23 protein-coding genes and 1 pseudogene are annotated in these 23,674 nt (G+C 35.3%); 18 read left to right on the forward strand and 6 right to left on the reverse strand.

The window, feature by feature from the left end; all coding sequences use genetic code 11:
* Positions 1-5 precede the first annotated feature (5 nt).
* Genes LEGAS_RS00170 through LEGAS_RS00180 form a run of 3 tightly spaced genes read left to right on the forward strand, consistent with a single transcriptional unit; the run spans position 6 to position 3,527 of the window.
* Positions 6-1,463: a PTS transporter subunit EIIC gene (locus LEGAS_RS00170; protein WP_013231085.1), complete on the forward strand. Its 1,458-nt coding sequence runs from the start codon at positions 6-8 to the stop codon at positions 1,461-1,463.
* Positions 1,464-1,479: 16 nt separating this feature from the next.
* A complete protein-coding gene (locus LEGAS_RS00175) occupies positions 1,480-2,982 on the forward strand; it encodes a sucrose-6-phosphate hydrolase (protein ID WP_013231086.1) in 1,503 nt (500 codons plus the stop codon).
* 53 nt (positions 2,983-3,035) lie between these two features.
* A complete protein-coding gene (locus LEGAS_RS00180) occupies positions 3,036-3,527 on the forward strand; it encodes a PTS sugar transporter subunit IIA (protein ID WP_010388078.1) in 492 nt (163 codons plus the stop codon).
* A gap of 156 nt (positions 3,528-3,683) precedes the next feature.
* On the opposite strand, the gene LEGAS_RS00185 is transcribed toward LEGAS_RS00180, so the two are convergent.
* The gene (locus tag LEGAS_RS00185) at positions 3,684-4,424 is read right to left on the reverse strand and encodes a helix-turn-helix domain-containing protein (RefSeq protein ID WP_010388080.1); all 741 of its coding nucleotides are present in this window, start codon (positions 4,422-4,424) and stop codon (positions 3,684-3,686) included.
* A gap of 153 nt (positions 4,425-4,577) precedes the next feature.
* On the reverse strand, positions 4,578-5,345 hold the full coding sequence (locus LEGAS_RS00190) for a cyclase family protein (RefSeq protein WP_010388082.1): 768 nt from the start codon (positions 5,343-5,345) through the stop codon (positions 4,578-4,580).
* Positions 5,346-6,044: 699 nt separating this feature from the next.
* Between LEGAS_RS00190 and LEGAS_RS00195 the strand changes: the two genes are divergently transcribed.
* The 3 genes from LEGAS_RS00195 to LEGAS_RS00205 all read left to right on the forward strand — a co-directional run bounded on the left by LEGAS_RS00195 (position 6,045) and on the right by LEGAS_RS00205 (position 8,328).
* On the forward strand, positions 6,045-6,830 hold the full coding sequence (locus tag LEGAS_RS00195) for a CPBP family intramembrane glutamic endopeptidase (RefSeq protein ID WP_010388084.1): 786 nt from the start codon (positions 6,045-6,047) through the stop codon (positions 6,828-6,830).
* Between the two features lie 491 nt (positions 6,831-7,321).
* The gene (locus LEGAS_RS00200; RefSeq protein WP_013231087.1) at positions 7,322-7,999 is read left to right on the forward strand and encodes a CPBP family intramembrane glutamic endopeptidase; all 678 of its coding nucleotides are present in this window, start codon (positions 7,322-7,324) and stop codon (positions 7,997-7,999) included.
* Between the two features lie 89 nt (positions 8,000-8,088).
* The gene (locus LEGAS_RS00205) at positions 8,089-8,328 is read left to right on the forward strand and encodes a hypothetical protein (RefSeq protein WP_010388088.1); all 240 of its coding nucleotides are present in this window, start codon (positions 8,089-8,091) and stop codon (positions 8,326-8,328) included.
* A gap of 220 nt (positions 8,329-8,548) precedes the next feature.
* Here the strand turns inward: LEGAS_RS00205 and LEGAS_RS00210 are convergent, their stop codons facing one another.
* Positions 8,549-9,328 carry a CPBP family intramembrane glutamic endopeptidase gene (locus LEGAS_RS00210; RefSeq protein ID WP_013231088.1) on the reverse strand — a complete coding sequence of 260 codons (780 nt, stop codon included), beginning with the start codon at positions 9,326-9,328 and terminating at the stop codon, positions 8,549-8,551.
* A gap of 601 nt (positions 9,329-9,929) precedes the next feature.
* Here LEGAS_RS00210 and LEGAS_RS00220 point away from each other — a divergent pair.
* The 12 genes and pseudogenes from LEGAS_RS00220 to LEGAS_RS00275 all read left to right on the forward strand — a co-directional run bounded on the left by LEGAS_RS00220 (position 9,930) and on the right by LEGAS_RS00275 (position 20,440).
* Positions 9,930-10,157, forward strand: a complete 228-nt coding sequence (locus tag LEGAS_RS00220; protein ID WP_010388096.1) for a hypothetical protein — start codon at positions 9,930-9,932, stop codon at positions 10,155-10,157.
* Positions 10,158-10,772: 615 nt separating this feature from the next.
* Positions 10,773-11,051: a bacteriocin immunity family protein gene (locus LEGAS_RS00225; protein WP_013231090.1), complete on the forward strand. Its 279-nt coding sequence runs from the start codon at positions 10,773-10,775 to the stop codon at positions 11,049-11,051.
* Between the two features lie 134 nt (positions 11,052-11,185).
* Positions 11,186-11,425: a hypothetical protein gene (locus LEGAS_RS00230; RefSeq protein ID WP_013231091.1), complete on the forward strand. Its 240-nt coding sequence runs from the start codon at positions 11,186-11,188 to the stop codon at positions 11,423-11,425.
* A 379-nt stretch (positions 11,426-11,804) separates the two neighbouring features.
* The gene (locus LEGAS_RS00235) at positions 11,805-12,551 is read left to right on the forward strand and encodes an amino acid ABC transporter permease (RefSeq protein ID WP_010388100.1); all 747 of its coding nucleotides are present in this window, start codon (positions 11,805-11,807) and stop codon (positions 12,549-12,551) included.
* A 54-nt stretch (positions 12,552-12,605) separates the two neighbouring features.
* Entirely contained in the window at positions 12,606-13,433 is an 828-nt protein-coding gene (locus LEGAS_RS00240) for a transporter substrate-binding domain-containing protein (RefSeq protein WP_013231092.1), read from the forward strand.
* Between the two features lie 12 nt (positions 13,434-13,445).
* A complete protein-coding gene (locus LEGAS_RS00245; protein WP_010388102.1) occupies positions 13,446-14,150 on the forward strand; it encodes an amino acid ABC transporter permease in 705 nt (234 codons plus the stop codon).
* Between the two features lie 2 nt (positions 14,151-14,152).
* Positions 14,153-14,890 carry an amino acid ABC transporter ATP-binding protein gene (locus LEGAS_RS00250; RefSeq protein WP_010388103.1) on the forward strand — a complete coding sequence of 246 codons (738 nt, stop codon included), beginning with the start codon at positions 14,153-14,155 and terminating at the stop codon, positions 14,888-14,890.
* Between the two features lie 30 nt (positions 14,891-14,920).
* Positions 14,921-16,144 carry an aminotransferase-like domain-containing protein gene (locus tag LEGAS_RS00255; protein ID WP_010388105.1) on the forward strand — a complete coding sequence of 408 codons (1,224 nt, stop codon included), beginning with the start codon at positions 14,921-14,923 and terminating at the stop codon, positions 16,142-16,144.
* Positions 16,145-16,174: 30 nt separating this feature from the next.
* Entirely contained in the window at positions 16,175-17,146 is a 972-nt protein-coding gene (locus tag LEGAS_RS00260; RefSeq protein ID WP_013231093.1) for an NAD(P)-dependent oxidoreductase, read from the forward strand.
* A 10-nt stretch (positions 17,147-17,156) separates the two neighbouring features.
* Positions 17,157-17,930, forward strand: a complete 774-nt coding sequence (locus tag LEGAS_RS00265; protein ID WP_010388110.1) for an amino acid ABC transporter ATP-binding protein — start codon at positions 17,157-17,159, stop codon at positions 17,928-17,930.
* The gene (locus tag LEGAS_RS00270; RefSeq protein ID WP_010388112.1) at positions 17,930-19,159 is read left to right on the forward strand and encodes an MFS transporter; all 1,230 of its coding nucleotides are present in this window, start codon (positions 17,930-17,932) and stop codon (positions 19,157-19,159) included. Before LEGAS_RS00265 ends, LEGAS_RS00270 begins: the two co-directional genes overlap by 1 nt.
* Positions 19,160-19,746: 587 nt before the next feature.
* Positions 19,747-20,440, forward strand: a pseudogene (locus LEGAS_RS00275) (IS6 family transposase).
* A 105-nt stretch (positions 20,441-20,545) separates the two neighbouring features.
* On the opposite strand, the gene LEGAS_RS00280 reads toward LEGAS_RS00275, so the two are convergent.
* The 3 genes from LEGAS_RS00280 to LEGAS_RS00290 are packed head-to-tail and all read right to left on the reverse strand — an operon-like array spanning position 20,546 to position 23,673.
* Positions 20,546-21,634 carry an NADH:flavin oxidoreductase gene (locus tag LEGAS_RS00280; protein WP_013231095.1) on the reverse strand — a complete coding sequence of 363 codons (1,089 nt, stop codon included), beginning with the start codon at positions 21,632-21,634 and terminating at the stop codon, positions 20,546-20,548.
* Positions 21,624-22,991, reverse strand: a complete 1,368-nt coding sequence (locus tag LEGAS_RS00285) for an MFS transporter (RefSeq protein ID WP_010388120.1) — start codon at positions 22,989-22,991, stop codon at positions 21,624-21,626. The genes LEGAS_RS00280 and LEGAS_RS00285 overlap by 11 nt, the downstream gene beginning before the upstream one ends.
* Positions 22,981-23,673: an AAA family ATPase gene (locus LEGAS_RS00290; protein ID WP_010388123.1), complete on the reverse strand. Its 693-nt coding sequence runs from the start codon at positions 23,671-23,673 to the stop codon at positions 22,981-22,983. The genes LEGAS_RS00285 and LEGAS_RS00290 overlap by 11 nt, the downstream gene beginning before the upstream one ends.
* Position 23,674 lies beyond the last annotated feature (1 nt).

The raw sequence follows: 23,674 nt of genomic DNA on the forward strand, positions 1-23,674 counted from the left end.
ATGATATGGTAGATAAAAAGCAACAATATGACGCCTTTTCTGATGACGTTTTAAAATCTATTGGTGGTAAAGAGAATGTCATCGAGGCATTTCACTGTGCAACACGCTTGCGAATTAACTTGAAAGATACGGAGAAAGTTGATAAAGAAAGTTTAGGGGATCTGGATTTAGTTAAAGGAATCAATATTAATAGAAACCAACTACAGCTAATTATTGGACCTGGTTTAGTTGATGAGGTGACTGATGAGTTTATTTCATATACTGGGATTACAGATTTACAAGCACAAACAAACAACATAGCTCCAAATTCAGCAAAAAAAGAAAACGTTAGTTGGATATCACATTTTATTGATGATTTAACAGGTGTATTTACTGAGATACTACCAGGAATCTTAGCAGCTGGTATATTAATTGGATTAAACAATCTTATGACACAAAAGATTGTAGGAAATCAATCAATTGTTAGCGCAATCCCTGGATTAAAAGGAATCAGTACAATAGTTAGCTATGGATCTAGTGGTATTTTTGCGCTATTGCCATTATTAGTTGTTTATTCTGCTACGAAACGCTACGGTGGGCGCCCAGTTATGGGTCTTGCTATGGGAGCTGTTATGATGTCTGCTAGCCTTCCGTCTCTAAGTGATGTCAGCACTGGTGCTTCAAAAGCTGTTATTGCTGACATATTTGGATGGCAACTATCATTGTATAGTTTTGGTGGTCAAATTATTGTTGCATTAATAATGGGTTGGATTATTGCTAAAATAGATAATTATTTTCAAAAACATTTACCAGGAGTTATTCAATTTGTCTTGGCTCCTATGTTGACGATCTTAGTTTCAAGTTTTATCTTATTTATGGTCGTTGGTCCAATTGGCATGAGCCTGTCTTCATTGGTAACGAATTCACTTGTTTGGATGTCAACAACATTTGGCATTGTGGGTTACATGATTTTTGGTGGCATTCAGCAACTTATTGTTATAACTGGATTGCATAACATGTTTGGTGCAGTTGAAGCGCAATTAATTGCAACAAAAGGAACTGATTTTTTAAATCCGTTGTTTAGTGTGGCATTGATGGGTCAAGGTGGTGGCGTACTAGCCTATATGTTCTTAAATAGGCATGATGCAAAGGCCAAAGAAATAGGTCTGTCATCTTTTTTCTCAATTCTGTTTGGCATTTCTGAACCAGCATTGTTTGGTATTAATATTAAATATCGTTATCCCTTAATTGGTGGTTGTTTTGGTGGGGCTATCGGAGCCGCTTATGTGTACTTGACTAAATTAACTGCTATTAGCTTTGGGACAACGGGATTACCCGGCATTGCTATTGCCTCGCCCAATAATAATGGTTATGTTAATTATCTTATTGCTAATTTAATCGGTATGGTATCAGGACTGATAATCACGTTGTTAGTCGCAAAATTTGTTAGGAAACACCATACTACTAATGCTGTTAAACAATAAATAAAGGAGAACAAAATTGCCTAAAACAACGCAAAATAAAAAAATACAGTTTCAAAATATGGTAACTAATTTGATTGATGTCGATCCTAGTATCGTAAACCAAGAGGAAATGTTAACTTCTGAAAGTCCATATCGAGAAAAATATCATATTGAACCCCACTCAGGTATATTGAATGATCCTAATGGTTTTACCTATTTTAATAATGAATATCATTTGTTTTATCAATGGACACCACTGGCATTTACTAAAAATCCTCACATATGGCACCATGGTTGGTATCATATGGCATCAAGAGATTTAATCCATTGGCGAGACTTAGGACCTGCGATAGAAAGCGACACAAATTTAGATAGTCATGGTACTTACTCAGGAAGTGGGTTGGTAGTTGATAATGATTTGTTTTTGATATACACCGGGAACACTTGGAACGCAAAATGGCAGCGCGTGCCATATCAAGTTGGTGCAAAAATGACATCAATAGGTGAAATCACAAAATTAGGGAAACCATTCATTAGTGGACATCCGATGGGCTATACATCACATTTTCGCGATCCAAAAATTTGGCAATCAAATGGTGACTACTATGCTATATTTGGTATTCAGAGAGAAAACTTAACCGGTGCGGCAATTATATATCAATCCAAAGATTTACAAAACTGGCAGTTAAAAGGTGAAATCAAAACAAAGTATAATCATTTTGGTTATATGTGGGAATGCCCAGATTATTTTGAAATTGATAATAAAGGGGTGTTACTCATTTCACCACAAGGATTGCAAGCAGAAAATGATAAGTATCAAAATATTTATCAGACAGGATATTTTGTTGGTACGAAGTTAAATTTGGATACACTGGCATTTGATCATGATGATTTTCAAGAACTAGATTCAGGATTTGATTTTTATGCCTCTCAGACAACTCTGGCACCAGATGGTCGTCGTATTTTATCAGCTTGGCTTGGTATATCAGAATTACATTATCCTACAGAAGCTTATCATTATGCTGGTGCGTTAGTTTTTCCGAGAGAGTTAACACTTCATAATGGAAAACTTATTCAAAATCCAGTGCGTGAAATCAGTGAACTACGTCACGAGGAGCAAAATATTAATCTGGATATTACTTCTGCTCATATGATCAGTCATGGTGTTGCACAGGAAATAAAACTTGATGTTGATATGAAAAATACTGGACGTGTAAATATCTATTTATGTGCCAACAATACTAATAAACAATATACATGTTTGACTTTGGATCGTATTGAGCAACAAATAATACTTGACCGAACGCATTCAGGCATGACGCTCAATGTTGAAAATGGAAATATACGAAAAAGGCATCTAGGGATAGAAAAATCAGTACAATTAGATATTTTAATTGATCGCTCGTCAGTTGAGATATTTGTTAATAATGGCGAACTAGTGTTTACAGCCAGAATATTTCCTGATGAAGGGCAAGATAATGTTTTTATTGAGGCGGTGAGTGGTATTACTAAAATTGTTGGCAAAAAATGGTCCCTTTAATGTGAAATGACGCTTGAAATGATAATGAATAAATTTAGAAGAGGTAGTTGTTTATGTTTAGTCTTTTTAAAAAACAAGAAATTGTCATGGATAATGACTTATACAGTCCGATACAAGGGGAGTTTTTAAACCTTGAAGAAGTAAGTGATCCAGTTTTTTCAGAGAAAACTATGGGTGATGGTTTTGCAATTCAACCAGATGGGGATGAACTACTTGTCAGTCCAGTCGCTGGAAAAGTGATGATGGTAGCTGCAACAAAACATGCGATTGGTATTCATATGGCTAATGGGTTGGATGTATTGTTACATTTAGGTTTAGATACTGTTAATATGGATGGCAGTCCATTTAACATAAATATTAAAGTTGGCGATATTGTCAGTGCAAGGCAGCATCTTGGAACAATGGACTTAGAGAAAATTATTAGTGCTGGATATGACACAACGATAATGGTTGTTATTACTAATATGAACATGTTAAAAACGTTATCTACCAATGACGGTAGATATCAAGCGGGTGACAAAGTTGGGGTAGTTACAGTAAAATAATGGTGCTAAATACTTTTATCTATTGCTTGATAAGACATTAGTAAATAGACGTTGTAAATTTTTTTAGGTAATATTATTGAATAAAATGAGGCATTTAATGTAAAAAAATATGGGAAACCTTAACTAGAGGTTTCCCATATTTTTTGAAGTAAAACATTAAGCATGCCAAGATGCTATATTATGATTAACTAAGTAAGTGATGCGTGCTTGAAATTGTTCCAGTGGTTCAATTTCTGGTTGACTTAGCCAAATTGAAATAAAAGCGGTTAATATTTCGATTAAATAGGCTGTATCTAGATCGTTCTTTTTGATATCAGGGTTGTACTTTATGAGCAGTGATTGGTATTTGGTATTAATAAAGTGCATCCACACGCCTTTAATGTAAGGACGTGTGTACAGAATATGTAAGGTTTCCTTTTTATGATAAAGCAGCGGTGCCATATCATTTATAAATATCGAGAGTACATCCTCATGATCGGATAAACGCTTCTCTACTCTGATTTTAATATCTTGATCAACTTTGTTGATGAGTGTATAGACTAGGTCATCATATGACGGGAAGTGATGCTGGACACGTTCTGCTGATACACCAGATAATTGCTGAATAGTTTTCAAGTTTGGCGCTTCGTCTCGACTAGTTGCCATGCACTTTAAGAAAGATGACAAAATGAGTGTTTCCTCGTGATCTGTCGTTGCATCAATGTCCTTGGCAATAAAATAATTTAATGGTAAATCAAATGTATCAATGATAAGTAACATGATTTCAGTAGATGGATAGCCACGATGATTTTCCCAGTTAGATACAGATTGATAGGAAATATAGATTTTTGTGGCAAATTCTTGTTGTGTTAGATGATGCGCTGTACGTAAGTGTTTAATTTGATCCCCAATAGTCATAATGTTTTTCCCCTGTAAAAATTAGTTTAATAATTATATTATACATTAAATATAATAGGATTAAATATAAAATAGTGATATTATGCACAATATATAATATTGTACGCATTATAAGGTGAATCTATGTAATTACGAGACAAAATAAAAATGGCTTCATTTTAAAATAGCCATTGGTCTGACCCAACCAGCAGAGGCCTTATAAATATTAATTGGTTGGCAAATAATTGTGAAACCGTCATCGGGTAATAGATCTAGGTTGCCCATTTTTTCCATTTGATAATACGGGATTGTTGTGCCTGAATAATGACCTTCCCAAATAATAGAGGGGTCTTTTGTTTTAGCAAATTTTTCTGCTGTGAAATTAAAAGGGGCATCCCAACTCCAAGCATCAGTACCAACTACTTTGACACCACGTTCAGTTAAGTATAATGTGGCCTCACGTCCCATACCAACGCCTGAAGATAAGTAGTCATCTGCTCCATAACGGGCACCTGCAGCAGTATTGACAACAACAATATCGTCAGGTTTTAAAATATGATTAATGCGATTAAGCTCCTGCGCTACTTCACTAGCCGTAATCACATGTCCATTTTCAAAATGACGAAAGTCAAATTTTACCCCTTTACCTATAAAGTTTTCTAATGGGATCTCATCAATTGTTGGCATGGGCGAGCCATTGTCCTGTGTTGAATTAAAGTGATAAGGCGCATCCATATGAGTTCCGGAATGGCTAGTCAGTTTGAGATTTTCTGAAGCCCAGCCCTCTTCATTTTTCAAATTTTTTGTGTTAAGGCCTTTAAATACACTTGCCATTTGTTTGGCACCTGCTGTGTGGTCACTATATTCAATTTCTGGTTTGGCTTCCTTGGGATCAGACGGAATACCTGCTTTAAGACTCACAGATAAATCAATAATTTTCATAAGCATATCCTCTTCAAATTTTATTCTACAATTTACGATATCTCCATAACTTGAATGTGTTAATGATTATATCATAATCTTTTGAAGGGTATGCTCAGTTTTTCCACTACTTTGTTTAGTCTATATCACAGTAAACAATAAAAGTCACTAACATATTTTGGGACAAATGATGAGTAAATATGTGAAAAATTAGGGGTTGTAGTTTGATAAACTATAATTTGGAGGATAGTAAAGATTGATTTAAAATTCTTAAATTGAGGCCTCTTGTGCTAAACAAATCATATAAAATTTGATACAAATGATGAGTTGTTTAGCACAGGATATTTTAATTGACATGATGTGTGACGTATTGTAATAAAGTGCTATGAAAATAACGGAAAGATTATTGGTATTGGATTGATGTTTAAATAATAACGTTGTTATATATCAGTTAGTTTGTCAAATTTATCCGATCATGAGAACGTGATAGTAATTATTATATTAGGTATGCTATACTTCTTTGCATCAAAATAATTTTTACAATTTTCCAAGCATGTAACTTAGTATTGTAAAATCATGTAAATTGATCGTGAGATATGTTACAACTACTAATTATAAGTCTTCAATGAGCTGTAGTAGTCTGCTAACAGATAAGTCATTATAGTTGCAGTTCATTGAAGACTTTTAATTATGTAAATGTTGATTTAAGAGGGGATAATTATGAGAATCATTAGGGTATTTAGTATATCAATATTTTTATTGGTGGCTACTTTTATTATTCAAGGAATGACGCAATATGCATTGAAACCATTATTATTTAGTTTTTTACAAGTATTATTTGTAGCAGAAATTTTGACTATTATTTTTGCTTTTGTCGTGGGGAAATGGTTAAAAATTAACTTTTACTGGCAATTACCAAAATTTCAAAACTACCATGAATATACGGTTTTTGTTTTACCTGTGCTGCTTGTCGCCGCCATTTCCACTATTTCTATCATGACAATGCCGACTATTTCAATCTTGCAATGGTTAGAGGGCATTCTTTTAGTATTATCAGCTGCAGTAGCAGAGGAACTGATTTTAAGAGGTGTTGTGCTTAATTTATTTGTTAAGCTATTTTCTGGCACAACAAAGTATGCAGAAGTATATATGTGCATTGCCACTAGTATTGTGTTCTCTTCTGCCCACTTAATGAATTTAGTTCACCAATCTCTTTTTCAGACTTTGGATCAGATGATTGGTGTCTTCGGATTGGGTATGGTTTTAGGGATGCTATATATCCGCTCCGGAAGTTTAATACTACCAATTTTATTACATTCATTTTTTAATTTACCTGGCGTTGTTAAAGGAAATCTCATAGGCAATACTACATATGCGTCTAACATTGGCAGAACATTGAACATGTTGTATATTGCTATTGCCGCATCAATTTATGTGATATGTTATCTGAAACCGTTGAATAGGGATAAATTTAATTTGATTAAACGTGTGAAATCCCGGAATTGAAGGTGCGTGACGTATTTTTTTAACAAATAAAGAAGAATTAATCTACTGGGCGTGTATATGCTAGAAAATTCAAATAGTGGCACAACATCATAAGTTCATTTTTCTTATTTTCATTGGGTTATATCATATTATGTGTGTACGGGGAACAACAGGATTAATACTTAGTGGCAATATATGCACTTGCTAAGAGATTTACCAATCTTTATATTTGATATTTTTTAGTTAAAAAAGGGGGACAAATGAGTATACGAAATAAATAGGAATGATTATCATATGATGGATTAAAGCAGGTAACTGGATCATTCAAACAACAGCGTATGATGTGGGTCAATGTCAGCTGACATGTTTATTGATGTTTTGTCTTTCAGATGTGGTCATTGGTCGTGTAACTTATGGATTCTTTAATAATTAATGAATGTCCATCACTGATCTTTTAATATGTTAAATATAAATTTGGGATCAAATATATTGCGTAAAAGGAAACTAAAATTATGTTATTAAAAAATATTATATTATCTATTTTCAAAAAAGTAAGGCAATTCTTTGAACTCATTTTAGTCACAATATTAATTTATATGATTCTAGCCATACCAACTTTTTTTCTTTTTATAGGAAATTTAAATCAATATACTTGGATACGGTTAGTATTGAATATCATTGCAGGTGGATTAATTGCTTATTTTGGGTATCGCTATTTAGTGAAGCAAGCAGATGTTGTCTTTGAGCGTCTGAATAGTAAAAAAGTTGGCATGTCCGTCATTATATTTGTTATAACATGGCTGTTTCTAACTTTTGGGTTACCTGCGATATTTGGGCATAATCCGTTACCGGGCAGTAATCAACATGCCATTGATACTATATTCAATCATTTAACGAATTGGTGGACACAGTTATTATTTAGTTTTAATATTGTTGTGATTGCGCCGATTGTTGAAGAAGTGTATTTTCGTGGCATTATGTTTGAAGAGGCCAAACCGCTTGGGAGAGTTGTTCAAATCTTGTGGCCAACGTTGATGTTTGCATTGGTGCATTCACCATCGACATTGGAACAGTGGGCAATTTACTTAACGGCTGGTAGTGTATTGATGGTTGTTAGAGTGGTGACTAAAAAATTGCAGTATACGATCATGTTCCATAGCCTACATAATTTAGTAGCATTGTTGTCATAAATTTGCGTTTGAAAATAATTCGTTTGACGGAAAAACATTGCGAACGCAACATTTTAGATCTAATTTTTAACACAGTTAGGGAGAATCCAATGATTCAGATAATTAACTTAATATTGCAGATTATAATTGCTATAGTAACAACTGCCGTTTTTGTAGACATACTTATAAAAGGGTTGAAAGTTAACCCTTTCGGATTTAATGCAACTTATTTGTCATATTCACTGCTCTTTTTAGGTTTAGGGTTAACGTTATTGCAATTAAATTATTTTTCTGTGATGATTGCTACGCTCGCAGCCTTTGATTTGTGGTTGTCTGAGAGAAAAAAGTAGTAAAACAATGTGAACCTAAATATTAAAGGGATAAGTTTTGACTTTACAATGATTTAACGTGTCATGTTCAGAACCATATTAACCAAAATAAAAAAGCGTTTCACCTATGAAATATATAGGTTGAAGCGCTTTTTCTGTGATGATTGTTTTATATTTTAGTAAAAATAGTTGGTTTAACTATCATAAAATCGTCAATCATTGCTTATGTATCGCAATATGACTAAAATTGATAATGCCTTTTTTCGTCATTATTGATAAAAATAAAGGTATAGACTAGGAAAATGCTTAACATAAAGATTTGCATGAGTATGGTTTTGAGTGTGACAGGCGCTGTTGCAAGAGGTGACGAGCTATATAAAAATGACGGCAAATTGAGTAAGCAATGCGCTAAAAATGGTATTAATAGGCTACCTGACCGGATATACAGCATACTTACTAGACATCCAAAAGCAAAAGTATAAATCATCTGGTTAAGTGCTTGCATAGCGTTTTGATTAAACAAATTCATCGCGTGTGATAATGAAAATGTCAAGGAGGATAATAATATACTAAGCTGTACACGCCATTTATGATGCTTAAAGTAGACAAGTAGCGCTCCAAAAATTAGGCCACGGGAGAGATATTCCTCAAAAAAAACAGCTGTAATCATAGCCAATACAAGCATAAGAGAATGAGGCAAGTGGTGAACAATCATTTTCCAAATGGCAGGATCATAAAGAAGAGGGAGCAACGCGCGTACAGCATATAACATGATAGGAATAACATAAACTAATTTATCTAGCCAAGTATCATGTGCAGGAATAATAAATATTTTGACTACTTTGTATTTGCGATTAACTAAGTATAATATGCTAGTAATGGATAGGGAGTTCAGTATAATTATTGAATTATCAGGTAGATGTGTGAAATGGGCTAACAGATTTTCAAAGCCAATAGTGAGTAAATCACTGCCAATCCAGAGTGACAAAATTAGGAATAGTAATTTTTTTTTAGATTTCATATCATTAGTTTAGCATAGTTAAAGCATCTGATGAAGTGCCATTATGGCAACTAAAAATTAAGGGTGTTATGGTAATATTAACATTGTACTGACCGTATGTTCACAGTATGTCAGAAATAAAGGGTAGTGGGGAAAAATGAAAAAAATCGTAATAGATCGTAATTTTTATAAAAAACATGATATATACTTTGGTATTATAGCAGTTATATTATCAGTGCTTATACTACAAAGGCCAATAAGTGCACCACTTTTTATAGGAAGCATCATTTTCCTAGTATTGTCAATGATAAGAATCATTTTTTCAGTTGTCTCAATTAAACAGATTAATTAAATTGAAAAAAATATTTGTTAGCACGAATGACAGTGTTAACAAATATTTTTTTATATTCATGAACATGTTATCAAAGCTGTTTTTACCACAATAAACAACAAAAGTCACTAACATATTTCAGCGCAAATAATGGGTAAATATGTGAAAAATTAGGGATTGCAATTTGGTAAACTATAATTAGGGATTGATAAATGTTTATCAAAAAAATTAATGACATACCGCAAGTTGATGAACGTGATTATGAGGGCTCACATTTGAAAGGTGTTATTGATGATTATAAGAAAAACCCTAATTAGTAAAGTTGCTGTAAGAGATACAGCCATATTCGTGGCAGCGATACTGCCAAATATGGCTGTAGCCATTTCTATCCAAATGTTTCTGGTATTGGCTGGCTTTCTTTTTATTAGTGCTGTAATTTTATATATTTTAGACATGCTTTTTTTATCATATACGAGTATTGGGAAAAAACGAGTTGATAAATATACTGAAAAATTATAATAATACCCTTCTATTTTTTGAACACTGTAAAGGTAATTTTTTAAAGATTTTAAAATATGAGCTGATACACAGCTGGCATATCTTAGTGGGTATCAGCTCATCATGCTCATAATTACTTCAAACAGCAGTAAATCAGAAATAGTCGACGTTTTAAATGTTGATCCTGTGTTTTCAATTATACGTCCTGAAAACGGGTATAGGATACCAAAATGGAGGGAAAAAGTTTCTGTTATACTTAACATCACTATCATAACTTGTTTCTTTTTTGAATGTTTTATTGATAGGGTTGCTTGATCGAAGCATTAAATAGTGTGTTCATATCATTAATGATTTTACAATTCATACTAACTTTATTTTAAGTTTGTGTATCAAATAAAAAAGAAATTCAAGTTAAGGACATGTTTTTATGGGCAAGGCAGTATCTTAAATTTATCAAGTAAGAAGTAAACTAATTATTAGAAATCATAAGTTAATTTGCCTTTTAGGTAGTATGAAATAATTTTATTTATTATACAGTAACAAAAAGTCCTCTTCAGGCTGTGGTGGCAGAGTTATAATGGAGTGTAGATGCAGAAGGATTAGGGTTCCGTAGAAATGAAAGGATTGGTTCTTGATATGAAAGAAAACAATATTCTATCTGATATCAATAAGTTATTAGCAGATAATATTAGTCAGGACGAACGAGAAATTTTAAGTCATGCTAAAAAAGAACTAGAAAAAAAATCATCCTTTCCTAGGATCATTTCAGACCTCAGAGGAGAATTAACACCTTTAGCCGTAAGCCAGAAACTTTCTAAGAACGTTGGCACACTTTATCTAAAAATTAATAGTCATGAATTTCAAAGTAAAAATTTCGGAGGCGGGCTTATTATGGGTTGGGGCCAGACGTTTTAATCCTTAACACAATACAGCTTATTCAAACTAAAAAACACCAGTTTTACTGAAATTGCTGAAAGGCTTGTTTTCGACCAGTTAAGTGCTTGGTTAATTCTGACAATTTGCCATTTATAACAAGGGAAAATGTATTAATGAAAAAAGCAAAAAAAATTTACTTACCGAAATATCGTGCTACAAATATAGCGCTAATATCGTTTATTTTAATGGCAACAGCTTTTTTTAAAAATAGATCGTTAAATATTTTTTTGGCGATAATATTATCTATTTGTGTTGCTGGAATAATTTATTTTCTGTATTATATGTATTTAACTAAAACAAAAATGGGTAAACGCTATATACAAAAATTAAAAGAAAATGTCGAAAAAAAGTAGGCATTATTTTGATAAATATTAAGTTAAACTAAACCAATCATTTGGACAAATCCATGTCCAAATGATTGGTTTTTATTTTTTAATCGTTTATTTAACTAAAATAATCACTGTGTTCTTGCTTTTGATGTAGAAATTATTACAATGATGACACTTAAAATTGACCAAGTTGAAACTGCTTAATTTGTGCAATGTGAACAAATTTAACGTAATTATTGTTTATTGTGTTTATTTCGTGTATGATTATTTTTAATCTCTAGTTAATGTTGTAATTGCTTTATTGTTATTTAACCGGTTAATAGCTATATAAACATAATCAGTATAATTAGAAATGATTAGTTATTTTTCATAATATCTTCATTGATGCAGTAGGAGGCGTTTTATGAATAGTTTTTTTCAACCACACCTTATCTGGCAGTATTTTCCTGATGTACTATCTGCTTTGCCAGTGACATTACTACTAACACTGGTATCAACAATAATTGGTGTGATTGTTGGTGCCGGAATCGCATATGTCAAAATGGAGAACACGCCATTTTTGAAGCAAATTGCGGCAGTCTTTACCTCGTTTATCCGTGGCACACCAATTTTGATACAAATGTTTTTGGTTTATTACGGGTTACCGTTTTTCCTAGGTTATGTTGGTATTGATGCAGACGATGTTAACGCGCTCGTCTATCTATTTATCACCTATGGCTTAAATATGGCAGCATTTCTATCGGAAATTATTCGTGCAGCATTAGAAAGTGTTCCTGCCACACAACGTGAAGCAGCTTTAACTTCAGGCTACACCAAGAGGCAAATGTACTTTAAAATTATTTTCCCTCAAGCAGTAATTATTGCCATGCCAAGCTTTGCGACAATGGTGATATCTTTACTACAAGATACATCACTGGCGTTCACAATTGGTGTGATAGATGTTGTTGGAAAGGCTAAAGCTTTGGGTACTGCAACATTTCATACTGTAGAGGCTTACATTAGTGCCATGATTATATTTGTCATTTTAAGTTTCATTTTGGAAAGATTATTCCGTTGGATTGAGAAGCGAAGTAACTATTCTTCTCGTCAGATGCCAATTGTAGCCACTAATCCAGTCATACCTGTCATTGAAGCGCCAAAAACGAGTTAAACAGAACACACTGTAATTAAGTTTAAGAAGAGAGTTAGTATAGGGAGAATTATTATGAAAGATAAAACACGCAGTCATAAAGGATTATGGATTGGTCTAGGAGTCGTTATCATTGCTATTATTGGCGTTATGTTTTTTCGCCACACAGGAACAAGCACTCAGTCGTCTTCTAAAGTGCAAATCATTAAGGTCGGTTCAGGAAACGATGGGCAACCCTTTGCTTACTTAGATAAAGATGGTAAGCCGGCTGGTATGGATATTGCATTACTTCAGGCAATTGATAAAAAGTTACCACAGTATAAATTCAAGTTAACATTGTCTGATTTCCCAACGATGATTACTAATTTAAAGGCCGGTAAAACAACGATGGCGATGTATCAAGTTGAACAAAATGCCGAACGTAAAGAGAACTTTAAATTTGGTACAGTTGGTTATACTGTCTGGGATACCTTATTAGCTACTAAAAAATCTGCTGGTGTGCTAGATTCATTTGCCGATGCTAAAGGTAAAAAATTGTATGTGACTAATTCTACCAACCAAGCAACTTTAACAGATGCCTATTTAAAGAAAAATGCTGATGCTTATTCTGTTGTACGCGGTACCTATACGATGGAACAGGTGGCACAAGGATTAAACTCAGGTCAGTTTAATGTTTATCCTGCGCCAAAGTATTCAATTGATTTATTGAACCGTCAGTTCAAAACAAACTTGGTTTATGGTAAAGCAGTTAACCATTCTAACGCCTACCCATTGTTTAATAAGAAAGCGGATCCTAAGTTCATCAAAGCTGTTAACAAAGCAATGGCAGAATTAAAAGCGGATGGGACACTTAAAAAGTTAAGTAATCAATGGCTTAAGGGCGATTACGTACCGAAGGATTAACGGAGGTTTCAGATGAACTTTGATATAGGCTTTATATTTCAAGTTATGGGACAAATTATTCGTTATGTACCGATCACAATATACATGGCAGTAGTTAGTTTGATTATTGGTGGCATGTTGGGATTGGTGGTGGCACTAGTCAGATATTATAAAGTGCCGGGTTTGTCACAGTTATTTTCAATTGTGATTACGATTTTAAAAGGTGTTCCTCTTATTTTGGTATTTTTGGTTATCTTTTTGATCACATCTCAAAATTTCAACCATTTTGCTAAAGCAGTTGGTTGGCATGTCCGATATGGTGATTTACCAATGAGCGTTTTAGCTATTATTGGCCTATCTTTAATGGCTACAGTCGGATTGAGTGAAGCATTCCGAGGTGCATTTGAATCAGTTAAACAGGTACAATTTGATGCTGCACGTTCTTTGGGCATGACCCAATTACAAACGATTCGTCGTGTTTTGATACCTCAGACGATGCCTGTAGCATTACCGATGATCATTAATATGTTTATTAATTTGATTAAAGGGACAGCCATTGCCTCATTAGTGTCAGTTGTTGAAATTTTTTCGGCCGCCACGCAAGCTGCCAGTTCAAACTATAAGTATTTCGAAGCTTACATTGCAGCGGCGTTAATTTACTGGATGATGACTATCGTGATTGAACGCGGGGCAGTATTTCTAGAAGTGCGTATGGACAAGAAAATAAAGAGGTCTTGATCATGATTGAAGTTAAAGATGTCCACAAAAGTTTTAACGATAATGAAGTCATTAAAGGTGTCAGCCTATCACTCAATGAGGGGGAAGTAGTTACAATTTTGGGCCCTTCAGGTTCAGGAAAAACAACTTTTCTACGGTGTTTGAATTTTTTGGAAGAAGCAGATTCGGGCTCTATTACGGTTAATGATCACGAAGTGGTTTTTGGACAGGCGAGTGCAAATGATGTGTTACAGTTACGTCGAAGTATGGGGATGGTGTTTCAGAATTATGCCTTATTCTTAAACAAAACAGCAAAGCAAAATATCATGGAGCCGATGGTCATTGTACATGGTTACAGTACTCAGCAAGCCGAAGCACGTGCAGAAGAACTATTACGGGTTATTGGTTTACCAGATCATGGTGATTATTACCCTTCACAACTTTCTGGTGGTCAAAAGCAGCGAATAGGAATTGCGCGTGCCTTAGCTGTTCATCCTACAGTACTATTATTCGATGAACCAACCGCTGCGCTGGATCCGGAATTAGTCGGCGAAGTGCTTAAAGTTATGAAAGCAGTTAAAGATGCTGGTGTTGCCATGATTGTTGTGACACATGAAATGCAGTTTGCTTATGAGGTCAGTAATCGTGTTATTTTTATGGCTGATGGTGTCATTGTGGAAGAGGGTACCCCGCAACAAATATTTGAAAGCCCACAAGAAGCGCGTACGAAATCATTTTTGAACCGTTTCACTGTCAATTAATCTATTGTTTATTAGAAGGAGATTTGTTATATGTCAGAATTGCGTTATTCGTTTGCATCACGCGTGTCTAATTTAATCCCAAGCCCTCTGCGCGAACAGGCTAAGCATGTTCAAACGGCTGATGATTATATTAAATTAACCTATGGTTATCCAAGTAATCAAGCTTTTCCAATCGAAAAACTGGCCAAACTTTCTGATAAGATTTATCGTCAGCATGCAGTTGAATTTATGCAGTATGGTGAGACTGAAGGTATTCCGAAACTCCGAGAACAACTTAAGTCGCGCTTACATCAATACCAAAATTTAGATGTTGTTTCTAATGATATCCTAATCACGTCTGGATCAACTCAGGGGATGGATTTGGTATTTAAAATATTTGTTAACGAGGGGGATACAGTACTCACTGAAGAACAAACATTTATTGGTGCTGTCAATGCAATTAAGTCTTATGGTGGCCATGCACAAGGACTACCATTTGACATGACTAGCGGCTGCATTGATACTGAGGCTTTAGAAGCAACATTATCTGCTGACACGGCACATCGAATTAAGTTACTTTATTTGATTCCAACCTTTCAAAATCCAATTGGGACATCAATGTCTTTGGAGAAGCGACAAGAGGTTTACGATATTTGTCAGAAACATCAGGTCATGATTTATGAAGATGATCCATACGGTGATTTGCTTTATTCAGACATCGAATCAATTCCTAAAATCAAGTCGTTGGATACCACAGGAATTGTGATTTATGCGGGGTCTTTTTCAAAAATTTTAGCACCTGGGTCACGACTAGGCTACCTGCTGGCACCAAAGGCAGTATTTGATAAATTAGTATTGGTGAAGCAGGTGGCTGACTCGTTTGCTAATCTATACTGGCAGTATCTTGCTAGTCAGTTAATTGATGACTATGATTTTAATGAACATATTGCTTATTTGCGCCAATTATATAAGGTTAAGGCAGATGCCATGGTTGGTGCATTGCGAAAGTATGCGACAAAAGATATGACTTTTGTTGTACCTGATGGTGGTTACTTCATTTCTGTTAAACTCAATGATGATATAGATTCAAACGCTTTCTATGATGCATTAGATCAGCGCCATGTAGGTGTTATTCCTGGTAATGTTATGAGCGCAGCTGGCCAGGGCTATGAACGTTATTTTAGGTTGAATTTCACACTGCCATCGGTAGAAGAAATTGAAACGGGCATTCAACGCATTGCACAAGCAGCAGCCGTTGCTAAAGTAAAACAGTAAATGGTATTTTGAAGTAGGGAGAAATTGTATATGAAAATACTTTTCTATAATGTAGCAGATATAGAAAAAAGCTTCATTGATCAGTGGGCTAAAAGCAATAATGTCACAGTCAAAACACTATCTGTATCAATTGATTACAACAACATCGAATTAACACGTGATTATGATGCTGTTGTATTTTATCCAGGGAAAGCATTTCTAACCGATGAAAATTTGTATGTTCAGCTAGTTCAAAATGGGATGAAACAAATTTCAGTTAAATCAACGGGTTATGATAATATTAATTTTACCTTTGCTGAAAAATACCATCTTAGTATCACCAATGTCCCTAACTACTCACCTGAATCAGTGGCGCACTTTACCATTATGTCGATCGTTATGTTGCTACGTCATATACCAATATATTTATATCAACGGCAAGTAGCTCACAGAAAAGATTTTATTGGACAAGAATTGACCGATTTGACCATTGGTATATATGGTGCAGGTCGGTTAGGTAGTTTAGTTGCAAAAACGTTAAAATACATGGGAGCCCGTGTGCTGGTTCATTCACGTACGAATAAACCTGAACTTGAACAATTAGGCATTGAAAGTGTTGATTTTAAAACATTATTAACAGCCAGTGATGTGATTAGTATTCATGTGCCACTCAACGAAAAGACTCACCATCTATTTGATTTTGATAATTTGAGTTTGATGAAACAAGATGCCATGTTAGTTAATACGGCGCGTGGTAGTATCATCGATACAAATGCATTAATCGATCATCTACAGCAAGGGAAATTTAAAGGTGTGGCACTTGATGCGCTGGAAGATGAAGAATTTTTTGAAATAACAGCTAATCCATATTATCAGGCACTCATGGCATTTGATAATGTCTTGATAACGCCACACATTGCTTATTTCACACAAGCAGCCGTACGTGACATCGCAATTACTGCCTTAGAAAATGCACGTGATATTGTGATGAACGGTGAGTCAGAAAACATAGTTTTGAACTAGGAGGCTAGCCATGAGTTTTATTGAAATTAAAGACGTGCATAAATCTTTTTATCAAAAAGAAATTTTAAAAGGTATTGATCTCACGCTTCACAAGGGTGAGGTTATTGTCATTCTAGGACCATCAGGTTCGGGTAAAACAACTTTTTTAAGATGTTTAAACACCTTGGAACAGGCTGATAAAGGTCAAATTAAAATTAACGATGTGACCAAGGATTTTACGAAAAAAGATCGTCGTAACACGCGCGATTTGATTTTGAAAACAGCAATGGTTTTTCAAGGACATGCACTTTTCAATAATATGACTGTACTGCAGAATGTCATTGAGGGATTGGTCCATGTTAAAAAAACGCCTCACCAGGAAGCTGTCAAGATTGGGTTAGCAATGTTAGAAAAAGTTGGGCTATCTGATCGTGCGGATTATTATCCGGTGCAGCTGTCTGGTGGGCAACAACAGCGTGCGGGTATTGCTCGTGCCATGGCGATGAAACCAGAATTGTTATTATTTGATGAACCAACTAGTGCATTGGATCCGGAGTTAGTTGGTGAAGTGCTATCGGCTATGAAAGAATTAGCACAAGAAGGTCATACTATGATTGTTGTCACACACGAAATGCAATTTGCTTATGAAGTAGCAGACCGTGTTCTCTATATGGAAGGCGGAATAGTGGTTGAGGAAGGGACACCACAAGCTATATTTAATACGCCACAAGATGAGCGGACAAAGAAGTTTTTGGCACGTTTATCCGGTAAAAATTTTGATGATATTGAACTGGTAGAAGCATGATGCAATCTAAACAAGGATGTGTTAGTGAAACAACTGATACGGAGAAAGTGTCAGAAAATGGACAGGCAACACGCCTTTTTTCTAAGGATATGATGTTGCTAATGGTCATTAATTTTTTGGTCATGACAGCTGTGACAACGCAGATGGGTACTTTACCTTTATATGTCACACGACTAGGTGGGAATGCTGTGATGTCAGGGCTAGTTGTTGGTATTTGGGGACTAGCGGCGTTAGCTGCGCGGATACCTGTTGGCAAATTGATTGACAGTTATGGGCGTAAGCAACTAGTATTGATTGGCATAGGCATATTAGTGATTGATTTTTCAATGTTGATTTTTGTGAGCACCATTGTGAGTTTAATTATATTACGCGCGGTGCAAGGCATAGGTAATGGGACACAATCAACCGCAGTAGCGACACTAGTGGCTGATAAAATACCAAAAGAAAAATTATCGATTGGACTAGGATATTTCAGTATTTCACAAACTTTACCAGCAGCAATTGGCCCAGCAATTGGGCTGATGATTGTTGAAAATTTAGGATTTCAGTCACTTTTTTATTTTAGCTTGTTACTTGTTAGTCTAGCATTTCTACTAACCTTATTCATCAAAGATAGCTATGATGGCCATACACAAGTTCAAAAAACAAAACAAGTCAGAACTGGGTTTAAGGCACTGATTCGATTACAAAGTATCTGGGTGCCTAGTTTGTTGATTTTTATTGTTTCTTTTGCAAATGCTGCTGTAGCAGCATTTTTGATTCAATTTGGGGAACAAAAAAACTTGTCGCCAGCTGTTGTTGGTTTGAGTTTCACTGCGCAAGCCGTTATAGGTGCATTAGCCAGGATTTGGTTTGGTAGGATGTATCTGTATTTTAAATCATTTGTGTTGATTTTAGCTGGGATTGTCATGATTGCTGCAGCCTACATATGTATTGCATTTGGTGACACAATTGAATTACTATTGTTAGCGGGGGCACTAGATGGTTTGGGATTTGCCTTGTTAATGCCATTGATGAATGCCGTTGTTTTACGTGATGTGACTTCAGAACAGCGTGGCCGTGCAACAGCTATTTTTTCATCTGGGACAGACGTGGCATATGGTTTAGGTGCTTTGGTGTGGGGAATTGTTGTGAGCTTAATTGGTTTTCAGGGGATGTATCTCTGCACAACGCTAGTCGTTTTAGCTACTTTAGGACTTGTTTTGACTCATCGTCAGTTGCTGAGTTAGAGGTTGATAGGACATTAAAAAAACTCAGCACTGTTAGATAAAATATGAAATGAACCCGATAACCTGGATACTTATTCTTTCCAAGTTATCGGGTTTTAATATAGTTAAATTAAAAAATAAAAATTGTTAACAATTGGTTATTAGGAATTGATGGGCAAAATCCACTAGATGAAAAGTATCGAATAGCAAGTTGAAGAATGATTGGTGACTTGTTTAATGAATTCATTCTCAGTTTCAATAATCGTCGTATAAAAAACAACCTCAATGGTCGTTCACCGGCGCAATGCCATAGAACGACTACTGAAATTGTTGATTAATTATTTTAGCCACTTTTAATCAGTGATTATTCTAAAATTATTAATATTTACAGCTGATACTGAGTCATTCGGACAACAATGCTTTCATAGTTGATTGCTGTAAAATAGCAATTAAATCATGAATTGTGGTTAGTGGTTCAGTTTGGTTGGTTAACAACCATTCCCGCCAAATATTATAAACACCTGCGCTCACAGGTTCTGTTGCAAAGTTTTTCTGATAATCTAATTTTAGTGTACAATAGTTTAAAAAGCGATTAGGAGATAAAGAAGATGGCCCATTTTAAAGGGAAACAATTCCAAAAAGAGGTGATTTATTGTCGCTGTAGGGCTTTATCTTCGTTATCCTTTGAGTTATCGCCAATTTCAAGAGCTATTAGCTGAACGTGGTATCCATGTCAGTCACACCACGATTATGCGTTGGGTGAAAGAATATAGTCAAATTCTCTATCAAATCTGGAAGAAAAAGAATAGGAAGTCCTTCTATTCGTGGAAGATGGATGAAACCTATATTAAAATCAAAGGAAAGTGGCACTATCTCTATCGTGCGATTGATGGCAAAGGTATGAGTATGACCTTAATATCTGGTTGAGGAAACGACGAGACACTACATCCGCTTATGCCTTCTTTAAGCGTTTATACAAGCAGTTTGGCGAACCAAGAGTGATTGTGACGGATAAAGCACAAAGCACCATCCATTGGAAGTGCCTTTAAAAAGCTACAAAAAGAGGGTTATTACGCCCATACAGAACATCGGACAATCAAGTATCTTAATAATTTAATTGAACAAGATCACAGACCAATTAAACGTCGAAATAAATTGTATCAATCTCTTCGTTCTGCTTCAACCACGATTAAAGGCATGGAGACAATGCATGCACTATACAAAAAACACCGAACAGATGGGAATCTATTCGGCTTTTCTCCGTTTATGGAGATTAAAAACTTATTGGGTATGGTGGCTTAAAATCAGATCAGTCGTAAAGACTTATTTGTGTTTTTGAAACTTTGCAACACAACCAAACTCAGTAGTTACATTGCTTTCAAAGAATTTAAAATTATCTATGACCTTCTATTTTAAATATTTTAACATTTCTGCATCAAATGATTGTAAATCTCCAAGATTGTTCTCTTGAACTTTATTAACCCAGTCTGGATTTGCAATAAGACTTCTACCAAGTGCTACTAAATCAAATTCACCATCTCGAAATTTGCTTTCTAGTTTTGAAAGTGAAGTAATATCAGCCCCTTTACCAGATAACAAGCTTTCTGTGAACATACTAGTTAAGCCAACAGAACCAACTGTAATTGTAGTTTTTCCTGTCATCATTTTTACCCAGCCTGCAAGATTCAAAGGTGATCCTTCAAACTCATTTTCCCAAAATCTTCGAGTCGAGCAGTGGAACATATCCACTCCAGCTTCTGAAAGTGGAGTGACAATTTGTTTCAATTCATCAGGATTTTTTGCCAATTTTGCACTAAAATCTTGAACCTTCCATTGAGAAATCCTGAAGCCAATAGGAAAATCACTCCCAACAGCTTTTCTCACAATTTCCACAATTTCTTTAGCAAAACGAACACGATTTTTAATGCTTCCACCAAAATTATCAGTACGATAATTCGTCTTATCCCAAAGAAACTCATCAATCAAATAGCCATGTGCTCCATGTATTTCAACACCATCAAAACCAATTTCTTTTACAATTTTAGCTGTTTCGCCAAACGCATCTATGATTTCTTGAATTTCTTCTACTGTTGCATAATTATCTTCACCAGATTTAGATGGGGATACACTTCTTATTTCAGGATTAGGCGCTTTCGTTGCATCTCTATCGCAACCCATATGCCAAATTTGAGCGAAAATTTTCGCCCCCTCAATATGAACTGCTCTAACAACAGCCTTCCAGCCTTGTATTTTTTCTTCTGTTGCAAAATCTGGAGAAAATCCATCTTTATTTGCTGAAGGATGTGAAACAGCAATCGGCTCAGTGATAATTAGTCCAACCCCTCCTCGTGCTCTTGAAGCAAAATACTCTACTAACTCCTCATCAGGAATAGCCTCAGGTGTTAAATTCCGAGTCATTGGAGCCATGACAAACCTATTTTTCAAAGTAAGTTCTGCATTTATTTTTAATGGTAAAAAGAATTCTTCAAGACTCAATTGTTTTACCTTTTTCTTTACTTCCAATTATGGAGAACGCAATCCCCAACACGTAAAAAATGGTCATAATGGCAAAAGAAATTTCTGCACCAATAACCGGGCTAGAAGATTGGTAAAAAATAACTCCAAGTAGTGCGACGCCAAATAAAGAACCAATCTGCCGTGCAACATTAAAAATTGCACCTGCAAAATTGCTATACTTATCCGTTGCACTTTGCATCGCTACCATTGTCATGGCAGGGACCACTATTCCTACGCCTAGATTAGCAATCGCATAGATAAGCGCATAAACAAGGTAAGTAAAATGTAAACTGAAAGTTAGAACAAACGTACCTATAGCTGCCAATAGAAGTCCGAAGATAAGCATTTTATCTGTACCAAATTTTTTAACTGTTCGTGAAAAAATAATATTCCCAATCATAAAAACAATCATCATTGGAATGAGCTGTGCACCCGCTTCAAGTGTTGTGCTGTGGTTGGAAGACTGTAAATAGAGTCCGAAGATAAAAAGTCCTCCCATCATCGATGAATTCAATAAAACCGCTGTGAAATTTGAAAAAACAAAGGCTTTAATTTTTATCAAACCAAGCGGTATCATTGGCAACTCTGATTTTCTCTCATAAGATGTAAATAAAAATAAAGTAATCAGAAAAAGAATAAAGCTGATTATGGCTGGAGGATAGGCTATCCCGTAGGTTCCACCCTCTATCAATGTATAAGCAAAACTGGCAAGCATTATCATGCTGAGTAAGTTTGGCAAGACTGTTAATTTTAAACTTCTATCTGATTTAGGATTAATTGCGAAACAATAAGCAAGAACTAAGCCGATAATACCCAGAGGAACATTAATAAAGAAAATACTGCGCCAACCTAATCCATAAATCAGTGCTCCACCGACAAACGGACCAACTCCTGATGAAATAGAAACGACAGCTGACCAAATGCCTAACATTTTTGCTCGTTCTGTCTTGTCTTCAAAAGAAAGTACCAGTAAGCTCAATGAACTCGGCATAAAGAAAGCTGCTCCGACCCCTTGAAAAAAACGTGAACCAATTAGCCATGCACCACTTTCTGAGAAACCTCCAGAAATTGAACCAATAAGAAATAAGAACATTCCCACTAAATAGATGGGCTTACTGCCAAATTTATTAGCTAAAACGCCACCAAGTAATAAAAGACTAGCAAAAGACAATAAATAGCTGTCAATAATCCAAGTCCCGCTCGTACTGGAGAGTGAAAGCTCTTTTTGAACAGTTGCAACTGCAACATTCATGATAGAAGCATCAAGTGTTGCCATGATGAAACCAATAGCAAGGGTAATGAGTGTGAGCCAGTTAGGAACTTTTTTAGTTATCATTTTCTCTTCCTTCTTGGACAATGTCGAATTTTTCAGCTTCCTTCTTAGCCAATCTAATCGCTTCTTCCACACTCATGACAGGCTCAAGATGATAAATTTCAGTAATCTTTTCTAGACGCTCTGCAATTGTTCCCCCAACGACATAGTAAGGAATATCCAATTTCTGAATTGTCTCCAGTAGTAAATCATTTGAGCGTCTTCTAAATAACTCGGATACAGGACGATGTCCATCTGCCACTAATGGAAACTCAACTGGTAAATGAACAAAAGATTCGTAGGTATCTTTTGCGTAATCTTTTGCCACTGCACCAAAGTTTATCATTATTTCTTTGAGATATTTCAAGTCCTCTGTTAAAACAATATTCCCTTTGTCTGTTTCTTCATTAGGATTCATGCCTAGTTCTGTTCGGACCATGCCATAAGCCCATTCATGAAGTGAGGAGCCATCTGACACAAAATCTTCTAAGTGAGACTCGCGAACCGCGCGTTCCATTAGACGACGAAAACCAAGTTGAACTAGTTCAGGACCTGTAGCGTCCTCTAACCTTTTACCGGGTAAGGCTTTGGGTAAGATTTCCCGCATTGTCTTTGCATGGGTACTTAGCAAGCCAGTATAATAAGCCAATGCTAGAGTCGTCGTTGTTTTTCCTGTTGAATATGTACCTGAAATTGCAATTTTCATA

Origin of the sequence: Leuconostoc gasicomitatum LMG 18811, assembly GCF_000196855.1 — a bacterium.
In the GTDB taxonomy this organism is placed as follows: domain Bacteria; phylum Bacillota; class Bacilli; order Lactobacillales; family Lactobacillaceae; genus Leuconostoc; species Leuconostoc gasicomitatum.